We start from the raw sequence: 13,639 nt of genomic DNA, 5'->3' as shown, positions 1-13,639 counted from the left end.
GACCCGCCCGTCAGGGCTGATCCGACATCAACACTTCGATTCCGCTGACAACCAACCTATTACACCGCACCGACAAGAATGATCGATGCAGTTCAGAGCGCTCTGACTCCCTCGGCGGGATGAATCCAGCATACGAGCGGGTGAAACTCGTCGAGGTCCCGGGAAACACATCGGGGAATACACTCAATTCCACTGAGTGAAAGATCGGATGGTGGTGATGGCAGGCAACACGGGCACCCCGGGGCAGTCGGTCGCGGCGCGCCTACTCGCAGTGCTGGGGGCGTTCGACCGATTCCACCGTGCACTCACCCTGACCGAGATCGCCGAGCGGGCTCAGCTGCCCGTACCGACTGTGCACCGGTTGGTCCGTGAACTCGAGACCTGGGGGGCGCTCACCCGCCGACCCGACAGCCGGTTCGTCGTCGGCCGACGGTTGTGGGATCTGGGTCTGCTCGCGCCGATCCAGTCCGGTATCCGGGAGGTGGCCGCGCCATTCTTGCAGGACCTCTATGCCGCCACCTTTGCGACGGTTCACCTCGCTGTCCGCGATGGGATTCAGGTGCTCTATCTGGATCGACTGTCGGGCCGCGCATCGGTCCCGGTCGTCAGTCGCGTCGGCAGTCGACTGCCACTGCACTCCACCGGTGTCGGGAAAGTTCTGCTGGCGCACGCTCCCGACGAGATCCGGCGGGCCGCGATGGCCGACCTCCGGCCGATGACCCGTCACACCATCGTCGCCCCGGGTATGCTCGACCGACAGCTCCGCCAGATCCGGCAACAGGGATACGCGACAACCTCCGAGGAGATGACGCTCGGCGCCTGTTCGATCGCGGTTCCGGTGCGCAACGGCGAGGACGTGGTCGCCGCCCTGGGTGTGGTGGTCCCGTCGCTGGGGCGCAATCGGGCCAGTCTGGTGGCTGCGGCACAGGTGGCCGCCCAAGGTGTGGGCCGCACGCTGCACGGGGTGGTGCCGGCCGAGGACCGCACTTGAGCATGACGTCGTCGAGTTCGGGAACAACGGGCGACCGGCCTACGCCTCGTCTCTGTCGTCCAGTGCGCCGAGGAACGCGTCGATCCGCGGCCATGTGTATGTCGCGGCGTCGCTGCCGGCGATCAGTCCGAGGTGGCTGGTCTCGACAGTGGTGAAGTGGACCTCTGGAGAATCGGCGAAGATCTCCACGCCGTGCCGCGCGGCGGCCCAGCTGACGATCGCGTCGCGATGACTGCCGAACAACTGGATCGGTGTTCCCACAGAGGTCAGGTCGACCTGTCTGCCATCGAAATCGAGTACACCACAGGCGAGTTCATCCCGATAGACCAGATTCTCCCACATCTGTTCGGCCAGTTTTCCGGGGTAACCCGGCAGCGCGTCCTGGAACCAGTCGATGACCTGCATCCGGGCCAGAGCCTCGGTGTTGTCTGCGTTTCGCACAATATAGCCGGGCTTCTTGATCTCCCGTTCCCATGCGGTCGCCCGATAGGCGACGCGGACCAGCGGCGCCGGGATGCCACCCATCGCCTTCAGCGTGTACGTGACCGGCGCCGGACCGATCGGCCGGACGATCCGCTTCACCAGCGGATAGGGCTGCACCAGAGAGTAATTCAGTGGTGTGCCGATGGCGGTGATCGATCGCACCGGCAACTCGGGGTGAGCGCCGACGGTCAGGAACGCCACTGTGCCTCCGAGGCTCCAGGCCGCAAGGTCGACCTGACCGGTCTCCGCCGCGAAGTCGGCGATCACCTGTCCGATCGCGTCGGGCACGATGTCGTCGAAGAAATCCGCGAAGCCGAGATGCCGGTCGGCATAGTGCATCTCGCCGAAGTCGACCAGATAGGGCACGCGACCGGTGGAGAGTAGGAAGGAGACCAGCGACATATCCGGGGCGAGGTCGTAGCAGCGGGCCGGGACGGCCAGTGGTGGCACGAGAAGCACGGGCAGTCGGCCGGCCGATCGCGCCGCGGCGAGGTCGGCGTCGGACCCGTATCGCACCAGCCGTCGATGCGGACCGTCGGCGAGGAGTGTGTGCGGGGTCGGTTGATCGTCGACGACGCGTTCACCGCGGGTCAACCGGTACAGGGTGCGGACGCCGTCAAACATGCGTGTGTTCCACCGTCGAGTCAGTCACGTCGTGCGATCCTACGTGGGGATGTCGTCGTGTCCGGCGGCACAGCATGCGCGGGAGGGCGAAAGCGTGTACTACCTGGCGGCATTGGTCGTGTTCCTGATCGAGCTGGTTGCCCTGGGGGCGTTCGCGTCGCTCGGTCTGGCGTGGTGCGGGACCGGCGTACTCGGCTGGGTCGTCACAGTGGTCCTGTTGGTCGCCGTGATCACCTTCTGGTCACTCTTCATGGCACCGAAGGCCCCGCGTCGATTCCGTCCGGTGCCATATTACCTGGCCAAGGCCGTCATTTACCTGGCCGCGGCATACGCGCTCTACCGCGCGGCCCCCGTCGCGGCGCTGATCTTCGTCGGGGTGGCGGCTGTTTCCGAGCCGTTGTTCCACCGTCACAACATCGGGCAGGACGGATCTCCGCGGGGCTGACCCCACGTCGCGGTCAGCCGCCGGCAGCCGCCAGGATCGCCCGCGCGTAGGCCTCCGAACGATCCGACCCGATGATGCCCGGTGCCATCTTGTTCATCACGTACGAGACCGTCATCTTCTGCAGGGGGAACATCACCGTCATCGATCCACCCCAACCACCCCAGAAGCAGATCCGCTCATCGGGAAGGTACGACAACGTCGCGGGCTCGGGCAGCCCAAAGCCGATACCCCAGCGCAACGGCACGCCGAGCACGAGATCGACGCCGCGTGCCTGTTCGTCGAAGATCTGGTCGATGGTCTTGTCCGACAACAGGTTGACACCGTCGACGGTTCCGCCGCGCGAGATCGTCGACATCACGCGCACCAGGGCGCGGGCGTTGGTGTGACCGTTCAGGGCGCCCATGTCCGCACGGCGCCACGGGATCGTGTTGGCGGCGCTCGCCTCCGCGGCCGGACCGGTGAACGTCTTGAACATCGGGGAATCGGTCGGTAGCGAAGCGACATCGATCTCCAACGGCGGTGGCGGGATGATCTCGGCAATCCGATCGTCGTCGGCCGGGGTGGCACCGATCTGGAGGTCGGCCCCGAGCGGTCCGGCGATCTCGTCGGCCACGAACTGCTTGAGATGTTTGCCGGTCACCCGTCGCACGATCTCCCCGAGCAGGTGTCCGTAGTCCTGTGCGTGATAGCCCGACGCCGTACCCGGCTCCCACCACGGGGCCTGGCGCGCGAGATGTTCGATCGCAGTGTCCCAGGCGTACATGTCGGCGACGGCAAATGGCTTCTCCCAGCCGGAGACGCCGGAGGTGTGCGCCATGATGTGGCGCACCTCGATGGACTCCTTCCCGTTCTGCGCGAATTCGGGCCAGTACGTGGCGACCGGGGCGTGCAGGTCGACGAGCCCACGCTCGACGAGAATCAGCACCGACAGCGCGGTGATCTCCTTCGTCGTCGACCACACGTTCACGATCGTGTTGCGTTCCCACGGCAGGGTCTGCGCGGCGTCGCGGTGGCCGCCCCAGATGTCGACGACGACGTCGCCGTCGATGTCGACCGCGATGGCTGCCCCCACCTCCTCGCCTGCGGCGAGTTGGGCGGCGAGCTCGTCGCGCACCCGGTCGAAGCGTGGATCCGTGTGTCCGTGGACCTCGACGGTGTCGGACATGGCGACCTCCTCGCCGGTGGTGGCGGGGCGCCACACCTGCACTGACTGTAGAACCGTGGGTCGGTCTGTGGTGTCGGATCGCGAGACCGACGCGGGGCCACACGTCGGTCCGGTAACGTCCCGACCAAGCATTTGTTTGGGGCGGTACCGTCATCCCGGGAAGCCGCCGTCGGACACTGCTGCGGACGCCGGCGCCGGACATGAGGAGGTCGCAAATGATCGACGTGGACCGATATGGGCCCTGGGCGGTGATCGCCGGCGGGTCCGAGGGCGTGGGCGCCGGATTCGCCCGGCAGCTCGCCGACGCCGGCGTGAATCTGGTCCTCATCGCCCGTAAGCCCGGACCGCTCGAGGACACTGCGACCGAGATGCGCGGGCGCGGAGTCGAGGTCCGCACCCTCACGGCTGATCTGACCCAGCCGTCGTCGATCGAGGAGATCGCGTCGGCGACCGACGATATCGACGTCGGCCTGTTGATCTACAACGCCGGCGCGAACAGTTACGGCCGGGCATTTCTCGATGGTGAGCTCGACGGCTTCCGTTCGGTTCTGGACCTGAACGTCACCAGCCAGCTGGCGCTGGTCCATCGGTTCGGCCGGCGGATGCGCGATACCGGACGCGGCGGCATCATCCTGGTGGGCTCGATGAGTGGCTATCTGGGCTCACGCGAGCAGAGCATCTACGGCGGCGTGAAGGCATTCGGGCGCATCTTCGCCGAGTCGCTGTGGCTGGAGCTCCGCGAATACGGGATCGACGTCCTGGAGCTGATTCTCGGGGTCACCCGGACACCCGCGATGCAACGTGCCGGACTCGACTTCGACATCCCGGGCATGCGGGTGGCCGAACCGGACGATGTCGCGGCCGAGGGTCTGGCACATCTGACCGATGGTCCGGTGTGGATCGCGGGCGGTAACGGACGGGCCGTCGAGAAGCGTAACGGCACGGACCGTGCCGCTCTGGTGCTCGGTGCCGACGAGGCGATGCGGCAGATGCTGCCGCGTGAGCGGTCGGGCCGCTGATGGTGCGGATCGGTCTCAACAGTCCCATCGTGACGCAGTTCCCCGGTGCGCACTCGGACTGGGAGACGGAGGCGGGGATCGGAGACCTCGCGCGGATCGCTGCTACCGCCGATCGTCTCGGCTTCGATCACCTCACGTGCAGTGAGCACGTGGCCGTCCCCGTCGCGGTGGCCGACGAGCGAGGTGGCACCTACTGGGATCCGCTGGCCACCTTCGGTTTCCTGGCCGCCCGCACCGAACGGATTCGGCTGGCGACACAGGTACTCGTGCTGGGGTACCACCACCCGTTGGAGATCGCGAAGCGGTACGGAACCCTCGACGCGATCAGCGGCGGGAGGCTGGTCCTGGGTGTCGGGGTCGGCTCACTCGAGCAGGAGTTCGAGCTGCTCGGTGCGTCGTTCGACGATCGCGGTGCCCGTGCCGACGACGCACTGCGTGCATTGCGGGCGGCTCTTTCCTCGGAACGTCCGGAATACCATGGTGCGCACTATGATTTCGCCGACGTCGTGGTCCGGCCGGCCGCCGTTGCGCCGCGTGTGCCGATCTGGATCGGCGGGCGAACCGTGAGGTCGTTGCGCCGGGCCGTGGAACTCGGTGACGGCTGGGTGCCGTTCGGGCTCGGCCGCCACAGGTTGCGTGAGATGCTCGGCGACGTGGACCGCCCCGATGGTTTCGAGGTGGTGCTGGCGGCCGGCTCGATCGATCCGACCGCCGAGCCGGAGGCCGCGCGCGATGCCGTGGCGCGCACGGTCGAAGCGGGTGCGACGATCGTGGACGTGACGATCCGGGCATCGTCGACCGACCACCACCTCGAACAGCTCGAGGCGACGGCCGAGTTGTTCGGGACGAATTGAGTTGTCGGCACGTGGATTCGAGTGACAGGTTCGAGTGAGTGACAGGACGGAGATCGCCGTGGAAGATCGAGCGGTGGAAGATCGAGCTGTGGACGACCGGCTGGCAGCACTCGAGGCACGGGTGCGCCGACTGGAGGATTCCGAGGCGATCGCGCAGCTGATCGCCTCGTACGGCCCGCTGGTCGACGACGGTGACGCCGAGAACGTCGCGCAACTCTGGGACCGACACGGCTCCTATGACGTCGACGGCCTGTCGATGACGGGTCGCGACGACATCGCCGCGATGGTGCGATCGCGTCCCCATCAGGGACTGATCGCCGAAGGATGTGCCCATGTCCTCGGCCCGGTGCGCGTCCACGTCGACGGGAACAGTGCTGTGGCGGTGTGCCATTCGCTGCTCATCCGGCACCAGGACCACGGCTTTGTGGTCCACCGTGCGACGGCCAACCATTTCACCCTCGACCGGACCGCCGACGGCTGGAAGATCGGGTGCCGGACGAGCCGTGCACTCGACGGGCAGGAGCGTGCCCACCTGCTGCTCGGTGCAGGAGTCCGGGGTGAACATCCGTGAATCCGGTGGCGTAGGCGTGACGCCCACTGCTATTCTCCCGAGGTCCGTGCGAGAGAACTGAGGAGGTGATCACCCGTGAACGTATCGACGTGGGTGCTCCTCTCCGGGGTCACGGTCGGGCGATAGGTCGCCTGAGGAGCGCCGTTCAACGAGCACTCCCGAAAGGCACGACCATGCACTTGCACTTCACTTCCGAAAAGCGCCTCGACGACGGCACTCTCGAGCGCGAATTCACCCTGGGCGAGGTCCCCGGCATCCTGTGGACACCCACGACGTCACCAGCGCCGCTGATCCTGCTCGGCCACCCCGGCGGATTGCGAAAGATGTACCCGCGTTTGGCGGGCCACGCCCGGAGTTCGGTGGCGAACGGCTTCGCCGCGGCCACCATCGAGCTTCCCGGCAGCGGTGACCGGCCTCGATCGGCCGACGCCGAGCAGGCCCGCGCCGACCTGCGCCGGGCGCTGGCGACCGGGGAGTCGGTCGACGAGATCGTCGACCGACTCGTGCTCCCGCTCGTCGAGACGGCGGTCCCGGAATGGCAGTCCGCCCTGGACGAACTGCTCTCACTGCCGGAGATCCGCGGCCCGGTCGGGTACTCGGGTGGGGTGATCGCGATCGGTGTCCGGCTGGCGGTGGTCGAACCTCGGATCGCCGCTGCCGGCCTCTTCGCCGGGAGCTTCGTCCCCCGCGCCATGATCGACGAAGCCCGTCAGATCACGATTCCGCTGCACGTCCTGCTGCAGTGGGACGACGAAGGAAACGACCGGCAACTGGCACTCGATCTGTTCGACGCCTTCGGCTCCCAGGAGAAGACCCTGCAGGCCAACATGGGCGGGCACACGGGCGTCCCGCAGTACGCGGGAGACGACGCAGCCAGGTTCTTCGTCCGGCACCTGACATGAGCGCCGGCCCGGGAGTGACCTGGAGTGCCGGTCGGGGTGCCTACAGTCCCATGTCGCGGCCGATGAGGTCCTTCATGATCTCCGTCGTCCCACCGAAGATGGTCTGGATGCGGGAGTCGGTGTAGGCCCGGGCAACCCGGTACTCGTTCATGTAGCCGTAGCCGCCGTGCAGCTGCAGGCACTGGTCGATGACCTTCTTGGCCAGCTCGGTGCACCACCACTTGTTCTTGGCGGCATCCACGGCGGTCAGCTCGCCGTCGACCACCGCGCGCAGGCAGCGATCGATGTACTGCTCGGCGATGTCGAGCTCGGTGGACATCTCGGCCAGGGTGAAGCGATTGTGCTGGAAGGAGCCGATCGGTTGCCCGAAAGCCTTGCGGTCCTTGACGTACTGGAGGGTCTCGTCGAAGACCGCACGGGCGCCGGCGATCGCACCGAGGCCGATGGAGAGTCGCTCCGACGGCAGATTCGCCATCAGATGATAGAAACCCCGGCCCTCTTTGCCCAGGAGGTTCTCGACGGGCACGCGTACATCGTTGAAGTGCAGTTCGGCCGTGTCCTGGGCCCTGAGGCCCATCTTGTCGAGCTTGCGTCCGCGCTCGAAGCCTTCCATGCCGCGCTCGACGACGAGCAGCGAGAACGCCTTGTGGCCTGCGGCGGGATCGGCGTTCGTCCGGCAGACCACGACGACGAGGTCGGAGTTGATACCTGCCGAGATGAAGGTCTTGTTGCCGTTCAGGATGTAGTGGTCGCCGTCGCGCTTCGCCGACGTCTTGATCCCGGCGAGGTCGCTGCCGGCACCGGGCTCGGTCATCGCCACCGCGAGAATGGTTTCGCCGGTGGCGATCCCCGGCATCCACCGCTTCCGCTGCTCGTCGTCGGCCAGGTTCAGGAAGTATGGGACGAGGACGTCGTTCTGCAGGCTCAATCCGGGTGCGGCACCGCCGAAGCGGGCGAACTCCTCGACCACCACGGCATTGAACCGGAAGTCGTCGGTGCCGCCGCCGCCGAACTCCTCCGGAATGTTGAAGCCGAGCAGTCCGGCGTCGCCGGCCTTCTTGTAGACCTCACGATCGATCTGTCCGTTGGCCTCCCACTTCTCCACGTTGGGGGCGCATTCACGGGCCAGGAACTCACGTGCGGTCGCCCGCAACTGCTCGTGTTCGGACTCGAAGACGGTGCGTTTCATGGTGTTACCTCAACTCCTCGGTGTGGTTCGGGTGATGGTCAGGGGTTGGTGGTCGGCCGGGCACCGACGGCGCGCAGTGAGGTCGCGGCATAGGAGGCCGCCACCTCCGCGGGTGATCGGGTGCCGGACGGGTGGTACCAGGTGGTGACCTCCTGGCAGGCGCCGAGCAGATAGCGGAGCGACTCCTTGATGTCTCCCGCGACCTGGAAGTCGCCCGAGTCGATGCCTCGTCGCAGGATGCCCTCGAGGAGATCTTCCACCTCGGTGCGCATCCCGACGTAGTGCTGCCGGTGGGGGTTGTCGTGGTCCAGATACCGGAGTTCGCGAGCGACACTTGCCAGTTCGAGGTCGGCCGTCATGTGCAGCACGATGGCCTCGACCGCATTCGACAGTTGTTCGGGCGGCGTGCCGGCGTCGCTGATCGCTGCGCGGACCCGGCCGAGGACCGAACTCATGCCCGCTTCGAGGAGCGCGACCAGGATGCCCTGCTTGTTCTCGTGGTGGTAATAGAGAGTGGGCAGCGAGACCCCGGCGCGAGCCGCGATGTCGCGGATCGACGTGCCGTGGAAGCCCCGATCGTGAAAGGCGTCCTTCGCCGCCGCGAGTGTGACCGGGAAGGCGATGGGCTCGATCTGGCGCCAATCCCCAGGGTTCACCCCGGTCGCGGGCGAGGTCTCAGACACGTTCGATGATCGTGGCATTCGCCATGCCTGCACCTTCACACATCGTCTGTAGTCCGTAGCGGCCGCCGGTCGCCTCGAGGTGATTGACGAGCGTGCTGAGTAGGCGGGTGCCCGACGATCCGAGTGCATGGCCGAGGGCGATCGCCCCGCCGCGCGCGTTCAGCTTGGCCGGGTCCGCGCCGAACTCCTGTGCCCATGCGAGCGGCACCGACGCGAAGGCCTCGTTGACCTCGTAGGCATCCAGGTCGTCGATAGACAGACCGGACCGTTCGAGGATCTTGCGGGTCGCCGGGATGGGTGCGGTGAGCATGAAGACCGGGTCGTCGCCCGCGAGGGAAAACGAGTGGAACCGGGCCCGTGGGGTGAGGCCGAGTTTGGACGCCATCGTGTCACTCATGATGAGCGCGGCGGACGCGCCGTCGGTGAGCGGCGACGAGTTGCCCGGCGTGATGTGCCAGTTGATCTCCGGGAATCGCTGCGCGTACTCCTCGGAGTAGAACGACGACTTGAGTCCGGACAGCTTCTCGGAAGTGGTGGACGCACGGACGGTTTCGTCGACGGTGTGGGTGGACGTCTCACCATCGGCGTTGGTGACGTCGATGGGAATGATCTCCCGATCGAAGAAACCGTCGGCCGCGGCCTGCGCCGCGCGGCGGTGCGACTCGGCCGCGAAGGCGTCGAGGGCGTCGCGGTCGAACTTCCACTTGGCGGCGACGAGCTCGGCGGAGATGCCCTGTCCGACCAGGCCGTCGGGGTAGCGGGCCGCGATGCTGGGGCCGTACGGGTTCTGACCGGCGACGGTGAAGCCCATCGGGACCCGGCTCATCGATTCCACGCCTGCCGCGATCACCACGTCGTAGGCGCCCGCGATGACGCCCTGTGCGGCGAAGTGGGCGGCCTGCTGGCTGGAGCCGCACTGGCGGTCGACGGTGGTGGCCGGCACGGACTCCGGGAAGCCCGCCGACAGCAGCGCGGTGCGGGAGATGTTGAGGGCCTGCTCGCCGGCCTGTCCGACGCAGCCGCCGATGACGTCGTCGACCAGCGCCGGATCGATGTCGTTGCGCTCGACGAGGGTGCGGAGGACGTGGGCGAGCAGCTCCACCGGCTGGGTCTCGGAGAGTGCGCCTCCCGGCTTACCCTTTCCGGAGGCGAGGCGGACGACGTCGACGATGACGGCTTCAGGCATGAGGGTTCCTCCCGGATACGGATATGCACGGATATGCACGGATATGCACGCGGCGCCGAGACAGGGTGAAGGGCGCCGATCTAACGCTCGTTCTACGTGTCTAGCACGGCGGAACCCGCGGAATCAATACCTCCGCGGGTTCCGTTCGCGTGGTCAGACGGCTAGACCGTTCGGGCTAGACCGCGCCGCGGTCTGCGTCCCCGGCGGGTACCGCCGTGAATGTCTTCACGTCGAGCGGGCCGGCGAGCAGGTTGCCGATCGCGGCACCGAGTTCGGTGAGGGCAGGTGCGCCGCCGTGGGTGGCCAGCGCGTCCATCGACTCCCACTTCTCGATCATCACCAGGTCCGTCGAGTCGCCGGTGGCCTCGTTCAGCGAGTACTTCATGCACCCGGGTTCCGCGTGGACCTTGGGGATCGCGGCGAGAACGGCATCCTTGACGGCGGCCTCCTCACCGGGTTTGGGGGAGATGGTGGCGACGACGATCACTGGCGACATGCGAGACGGCTCCTTGGGTAGATCTTGATGGTGATGATCACCGTCCGACGTTAGGGCATCGGCCGGTGCTGATGGGGAGTTCCCCCAAAACTCCTGTCCACAGTAGGTTTTCAGTCCTTCCGTGGCTGCTCGAGGTACGCGACGATTGCGTTGGTGAGACCGCGACGTGCCTCGTCGAGATCCGAGTACGTACCGAGCTGCGCCTCGGAGACCATGCCACGCAGCGCGCCCGGGATGAACGCGGCGACCTCGCGGACCCGGACCGGGTCGACGTCAAGGTCCGCGAACGCCTTCTGGCAGGACCGCGCCCAGCTCTCCTTCCACGAGGCGAGCTCGGCGGCGGTGTTCGGGTAGAGACGTTCGAGCTCCGCATGATCGCGGGGCAGAGCTGCCCGCAGATTCTCGAGCGCGCGCGCGTCGACCGACGTCGTCAGGCCGACGAACAGCATCTCGACGATCTCCGCGACACGTCGGGGCAGCGGCGCCGTGTTGTTCTCGCGATACGGGAGTTCTCCACGTCGTTCCGCGCTGCGTTGCAGGACGGCCGCCCACAGTCCGTCGACATCACCGAACTGGTACTTGACGGTGCCCCAGGTGGCGCCGATGTCCTTCGCGATGCGATTGGCGGACACCGAGCCGGGACCGCCAGACGCCAGAGATCTCAGCGCGGCGTCGAGCATTGCCTGACGGGTGGCGACGCCACGGCGGTTGGTCCGTCGGCCGCTGACGCCCGCTCGGGTGGTCATGCCTGCCGATCCTAGCCGGGTCCGCGATGTTTTCGTAGAACCCCCTGTCATTCTTTCGTAGAACCCACTACCATTTTGGATGCCCAGACCTCGGCGTGCTGGAAAGGACGATCGACATGGCGAAACCGCCCCTGTCCATGGAGCCGACGGGATGGTTCCAGGTTGCGTGGTCGGCGGAGATCACCGAACGCGACGTGCGCACGATGAAGTACTTCGGCAGGGAGATGGTCGCCTGGCGTTCCGCGTCCGGAGTGGTGTCGGTGTTCGACGCCTACTGCGAACACCTCGGCGCCCACCTGGGCTTCGGCGGCCACGTCGAGGGTGAGAACCTCGTGTGCCCGTTCCACGGGTGGGAATGGAACGGCGAGGGTCGAAATGTGTGCATCCCGTACGAGAACCGCCCCAACAAGGGCCGACGGATCCGCAGCTATCCCACCGTCGAGCGGAACGAGGCCGTGTGGATCTGGTACGACGTCGACGGTGGCGCACCGTATTTCGAGGTGCCGGACATCTTCGCGGACTTCGGCGACGGGCGGACGGCGGCGGATTACTACCCGCCGGTGCCGGGTGCGACGTTGCTCCGCGAGGGGCTCGAGATGCACCCGCAGTACGTGATGGAGAACGGGGTCGACTTCGCGCACTTCAAGTTCGTGCACAAGACGCCGTTCATGCCGGAGTTCACCCGGCACGACTTCTCCGGGCCGGTGTCCTATGTCGACTTCACCATCGCGTTCGACGAGGGTGCCACGCTCGAGAACGCCACCAGTGGAGTGGAATCGATCAACGCCGGCCTCGGCTGCTCGGTCACCAAGAGCTGGGGCATGGTCGACAACCGCACCATGCCGGCGGTGACACCGGTTGACGAGTACACCTCGGACATCCGGTTCACCGTGTGGATCGGCCGCAGGCCTGGCGATGAGGACGGGCCGATGACCGAGTACGGCAAGACGATGGCCGACTTCGTCATCGAGCAGTTCGCCGCCGACGTCCACATCTGGTCGCACCAGCGTTACTCGGACCCGCCGGCGTTGTCGCGCAAGGAGTATCAAGGCTTCACTGCGCTGCGTGAGTGGGCCGGACAGTTCTACCCCGACGGCGGACCCGCCGGCCCCGACCCCGTACGGCCCGAGAGTGGCGCCGTCCGCGCGGCGTCTTCATCACGACAGGAAGGCATTAGCAGATGAGTACCCCCGACACGATCCGCGTATTCCAGGTGGCCACCGGAAATCTGGGCACCGAGATGATCGGCAGGATTCAGAATCACCCGGATCTCGAACTGGTCGGATTGCATTGCTACACAGCGGACAAGATCGGGCGCGACGCCGGCGAGATCGTCGGGCTCGACCCGGTCGGGGTGATCGCGACGGGATCGGTCGACGAGATCATCGCCGCGAAGCCCGATGTGCTGACCTTCCACGGTGTGTTTCCCGACGAGGATCTCTATGTACGGGTGCTCGAGGCCGGTATCGACATCGTCACCACGGCGGACTGGATCACCGGCTTCCACCGCAATACCAATCATCCGCACCCGAGTGGCCGCAAGACCACCGAGATTCTCGAAGAGGCTTGTCAGAAGGGCGGTTCCACGTTCTACGGGACCGGCATGAATCCGGGCGCGTGCCAGGTGTTGGGCATCGTGGGATCGATGGACGTCGCCGACATCGAGAACGTCACGGTCACCGAGTCGGTCGACGTCTCGTGTCACCACTCGGTCGACACATGGAAGGCGGTCGGATACGGACGCCCGGTGGACGATCCGTCGATCCCGGACTCGCTGCGCAAGTACACCGAGGTCTTCGCCGATTCCGTGTACCTGATGGCCGACTGCTTCGACCTAGAGCTCGACGAGGTGACCTTCAGCTATGAACTCGGGGCGTGCACCAAGGACATCGATCTCGGCTGGTACAGCCTGCCCCAGGGATCGCTGGGCGGCAGCTACATCAAGTACCAGGGCATGGTCGACGGCGTCGCGCGGGTCGAGTCGCATCTGGAATGGCAGATGACCCCCTACACCGATCCGTCGTGGGACATCAAGGGCTGCTACATCACCCAGATCACCGGCGACCCGTCGATCTACAGCAAACACATGATCTTCCCGAAAGCCGGCGTCGATCTGTCCGATCCGTCCTCGTTCGCGTCGATCGGCATGACAGTGACCGGTCTGCCCGCGCTGAACTCCATCAGATCCGTGGTGGCGGCGGGACCGGGAATCCTCACCAGCGCGGATATGCCGTTGCGGGGATTCGCCGGGCGGTTCAAGCTCTGAGAAACATCTTCTGGGGGAC

Annotated in this window: 15 protein-coding genes; 8 read left to right on the top strand and 7 right to left on the bottom strand. The window is 66.4% G+C overall.

The features are described 5' to 3' along the window. The first annotated feature begins 217 nt into the window (after nt 1–217). Entirely contained in the window at nt 218–991 is a 774-nt protein-coding gene (locus ACPXCG_RS22990; RefSeq protein ID WP_425794654.1) for an IclR family transcriptional regulator, read from the top strand. Nucleotides 992–1,030: 39 nt separating this feature from the next. Here ACPXCG_RS22990 and ACPXCG_RS22985 read toward each other — a convergent pair whose 3' ends face one another. Then, nucleotides 1,031–2,098 (bottom strand): alpha/beta hydrolase, encoded by a 1,068-nt coding sequence (locus ACPXCG_RS22985; RefSeq protein ID WP_425794653.1) that lies wholly within the window; start codon nt 2,096–2,098, stop codon nt 1,031–1,033. Between the two features lie 31 nt (nt 2,099–2,129). On the opposite strand from ACPXCG_RS22985, the gene ACPXCG_RS22980 reads away from it, so the two are divergent. Then, nucleotides 2,130–2,543: a YrdB family protein gene (locus tag ACPXCG_RS22980; RefSeq protein WP_425794652.1), complete on the top strand. Its 414-nt coding sequence runs from the start codon at nt 2,130–2,132 to the stop codon at nt 2,541–2,543. Nucleotides 2,544–2,556: 13 nt separating this feature from the next. Here ACPXCG_RS22980 and ACPXCG_RS22975 read toward each other — a convergent pair whose 3' ends face one another. Then, a complete protein-coding gene (locus tag ACPXCG_RS22975) occupies nt 2,557–3,708 on the bottom strand; it encodes a serine hydrolase domain-containing protein (RefSeq protein WP_425794651.1) in 1,152 nt (383 codons plus the stop codon). 215 nt (nt 3,709–3,923) lie between these two features. Between ACPXCG_RS22975 and ACPXCG_RS22970 the strand changes: the two genes are divergently transcribed. From ACPXCG_RS22970 to ACPXCG_RS22955, 4 genes are all read left to right on the top strand, one after another. Next, nucleotides 3,924–4,727 carry an SDR family NAD(P)-dependent oxidoreductase gene (locus ACPXCG_RS22970; RefSeq protein WP_425794650.1) on the top strand — a complete coding sequence of 268 codons (804 nt, stop codon included), beginning with the start codon at nt 3,924–3,926 and terminating at the stop codon, nt 4,725–4,727. Nucleotides 4,728–4,729: 2 nt separating this feature from the next. After that, entirely contained in the window at nt 4,730–5,581 is an 852-nt protein-coding gene (locus ACPXCG_RS22965; protein WP_425794664.1) for an LLM class F420-dependent oxidoreductase, read from the top strand. Between the two features lie 34 nt (nt 5,582–5,615). Beyond that, nucleotides 5,616–6,152, top strand: coding sequence for a nuclear transport factor 2 family protein (locus tag ACPXCG_RS22960; RefSeq protein WP_425794649.1), 537 nt, complete (start codon nt 5,616–5,618; stop codon nt 6,150–6,152). A 179-nt stretch (nt 6,153–6,331) separates the two neighbouring features. Further along, the gene (locus tag ACPXCG_RS22955) at nt 6,332–7,054 is read left to right on the top strand and encodes a dienelactone hydrolase family protein (protein ID WP_425794662.1); all 723 of its coding nucleotides are present in this window, start codon (nt 6,332–6,334) and stop codon (nt 7,052–7,054) included. A gap of 40 nt (nt 7,055–7,094) precedes the next feature. Here the strand turns inward: ACPXCG_RS22955 and ACPXCG_RS22950 are convergent, their stop codons facing one another. From ACPXCG_RS22950 to ACPXCG_RS22930, 5 genes are all read right to left on the bottom strand, one after another. Beyond that, on the bottom strand, nt 7,095–8,243 hold the full coding sequence (locus ACPXCG_RS22950; RefSeq protein WP_425794648.1) for an acyl-CoA dehydrogenase family protein: 1,149 nt from the start codon (nt 8,241–8,243) through the stop codon (nt 7,095–7,097). 38 nt (nt 8,244–8,281) lie between these two features. Then, on the bottom strand, nt 8,282–8,926 hold the full coding sequence (locus tag ACPXCG_RS22945) for a TetR/AcrR family transcriptional regulator (RefSeq protein ID WP_425794647.1): 645 nt from the start codon (nt 8,924–8,926) through the stop codon (nt 8,282–8,284). Next, on the bottom strand, nt 8,919–10,112 hold the full coding sequence (locus ACPXCG_RS22940) for a thiolase family protein (protein WP_425794646.1): 1,194 nt from the start codon (nt 10,110–10,112) through the stop codon (nt 8,919–8,921). The genes ACPXCG_RS22945 and ACPXCG_RS22940 overlap by 8 nt, the downstream gene beginning before the upstream one ends. Nucleotides 10,113–10,287: 175 nt before the next feature. After that, a complete protein-coding gene (locus ACPXCG_RS22935) occupies nt 10,288–10,608 on the bottom strand; it encodes a putative quinol monooxygenase (RefSeq protein ID WP_425794645.1) in 321 nt (106 codons plus the stop codon). 110 nt (nt 10,609–10,718) lie between these two features. Next, on the bottom strand, nt 10,719–11,354 hold the full coding sequence (locus ACPXCG_RS22930) for a TetR/AcrR family transcriptional regulator (protein WP_425794644.1): 636 nt from the start codon (nt 11,352–11,354) through the stop codon (nt 10,719–10,721). Nucleotides 11,355–11,470: 116 nt separating this feature from the next. Here ACPXCG_RS22930 and ACPXCG_RS22925 point away from each other — a divergent pair, with 116 nt between their 5' ends. Together ACPXCG_RS22925 and ACPXCG_RS22920 are read left to right on the top strand one after the other, a co-directional pair. After that, nucleotides 11,471–12,538, top strand: a complete 1,068-nt coding sequence (locus tag ACPXCG_RS22925; RefSeq protein WP_425794643.1) for a Rieske 2Fe-2S domain-containing protein — start codon at nt 11,471–11,473, stop codon at nt 12,536–12,538. Beyond that, nucleotides 12,535–13,620: a dihydrodipicolinate reductase gene (locus tag ACPXCG_RS22920; RefSeq protein WP_425794642.1), complete on the top strand. Its 1,086-nt coding sequence runs from the start codon at nt 12,535–12,537 to the stop codon at nt 13,618–13,620. Before ACPXCG_RS22925 ends, ACPXCG_RS22920 begins: the two co-directional genes overlap by 4 nt. The last annotated feature ends 19 nt before the right edge of the window (nt 13,621–13,639 follow it).

Source organism: Gordonia sp. DT218 (assembly GCF_049847105.1).
Lineage (GTDB): Bacteria > Actinomycetota > Actinomycetes > Mycobacteriales > Mycobacteriaceae > Gordonia.
Note: the sequence above shows the minus strand (reverse complement) of the source record. Positions and strands in the feature narration are given on the sequence as shown.

Coding starts and splice junctions, on each gene's coding strand:
- ACPXCG_RS22985 (WP_425794653.1), bottom strand. CDS start 2,098: ATGTTTGACGGCGTCCGCACCCTGTACCGGTTGACCCGCGGTGAACGC.
- ACPXCG_RS22990 (WP_425794654.1), top strand. CDS start 218: ATGGCAGGCAACACGGGCACCCCGGGGCAGTCGGTCGCGGCGCGCCTA.
- ACPXCG_RS22975 (WP_425794651.1), bottom strand. CDS start 3,708: ATGTCCGACACCGTCGAGGTCCACGGACACACGGATCCACGCTTCGAC.
- ACPXCG_RS22920 (WP_425794642.1), top strand. CDS start 12,535: ATGAGTACCCCCGACACGATCCGCGTATTCCAGGTGGCCACCGGAAAT.
- ACPXCG_RS22970 (WP_425794650.1), top strand. CDS start 3,924: ATGATCGACGTGGACCGATATGGGCCCTGGGCGGTGATCGCCGGCGGG.
- ACPXCG_RS22940 (WP_425794646.1), bottom strand. CDS start 10,112: ATGCCTGAAGCCGTCATCGTCGACGTCGTCCGCCTCGCCTCCGGAAAG.
- ACPXCG_RS22950 (WP_425794648.1), bottom strand. CDS start 8,243: ATGAAACGCACCGTCTTCGAGTCCGAACACGAGCAGTTGCGGGCGACC.
- ACPXCG_RS22925 (WP_425794643.1), top strand. CDS start 11,471: ATGGCGAAACCGCCCCTGTCCATGGAGCCGACGGGATGGTTCCAGGTT.
- ACPXCG_RS22930 (WP_425794644.1), bottom strand. CDS start 11,354: ATGACCACCCGAGCGGGCGTCAGCGGCCGACGGACCAACCGCCGTGGC.
- ACPXCG_RS22935 (WP_425794645.1), bottom strand. CDS start 10,608: ATGTCGCCAGTGATCGTCGTCGCCACCATCTCCCCCAAACCCGGTGAG.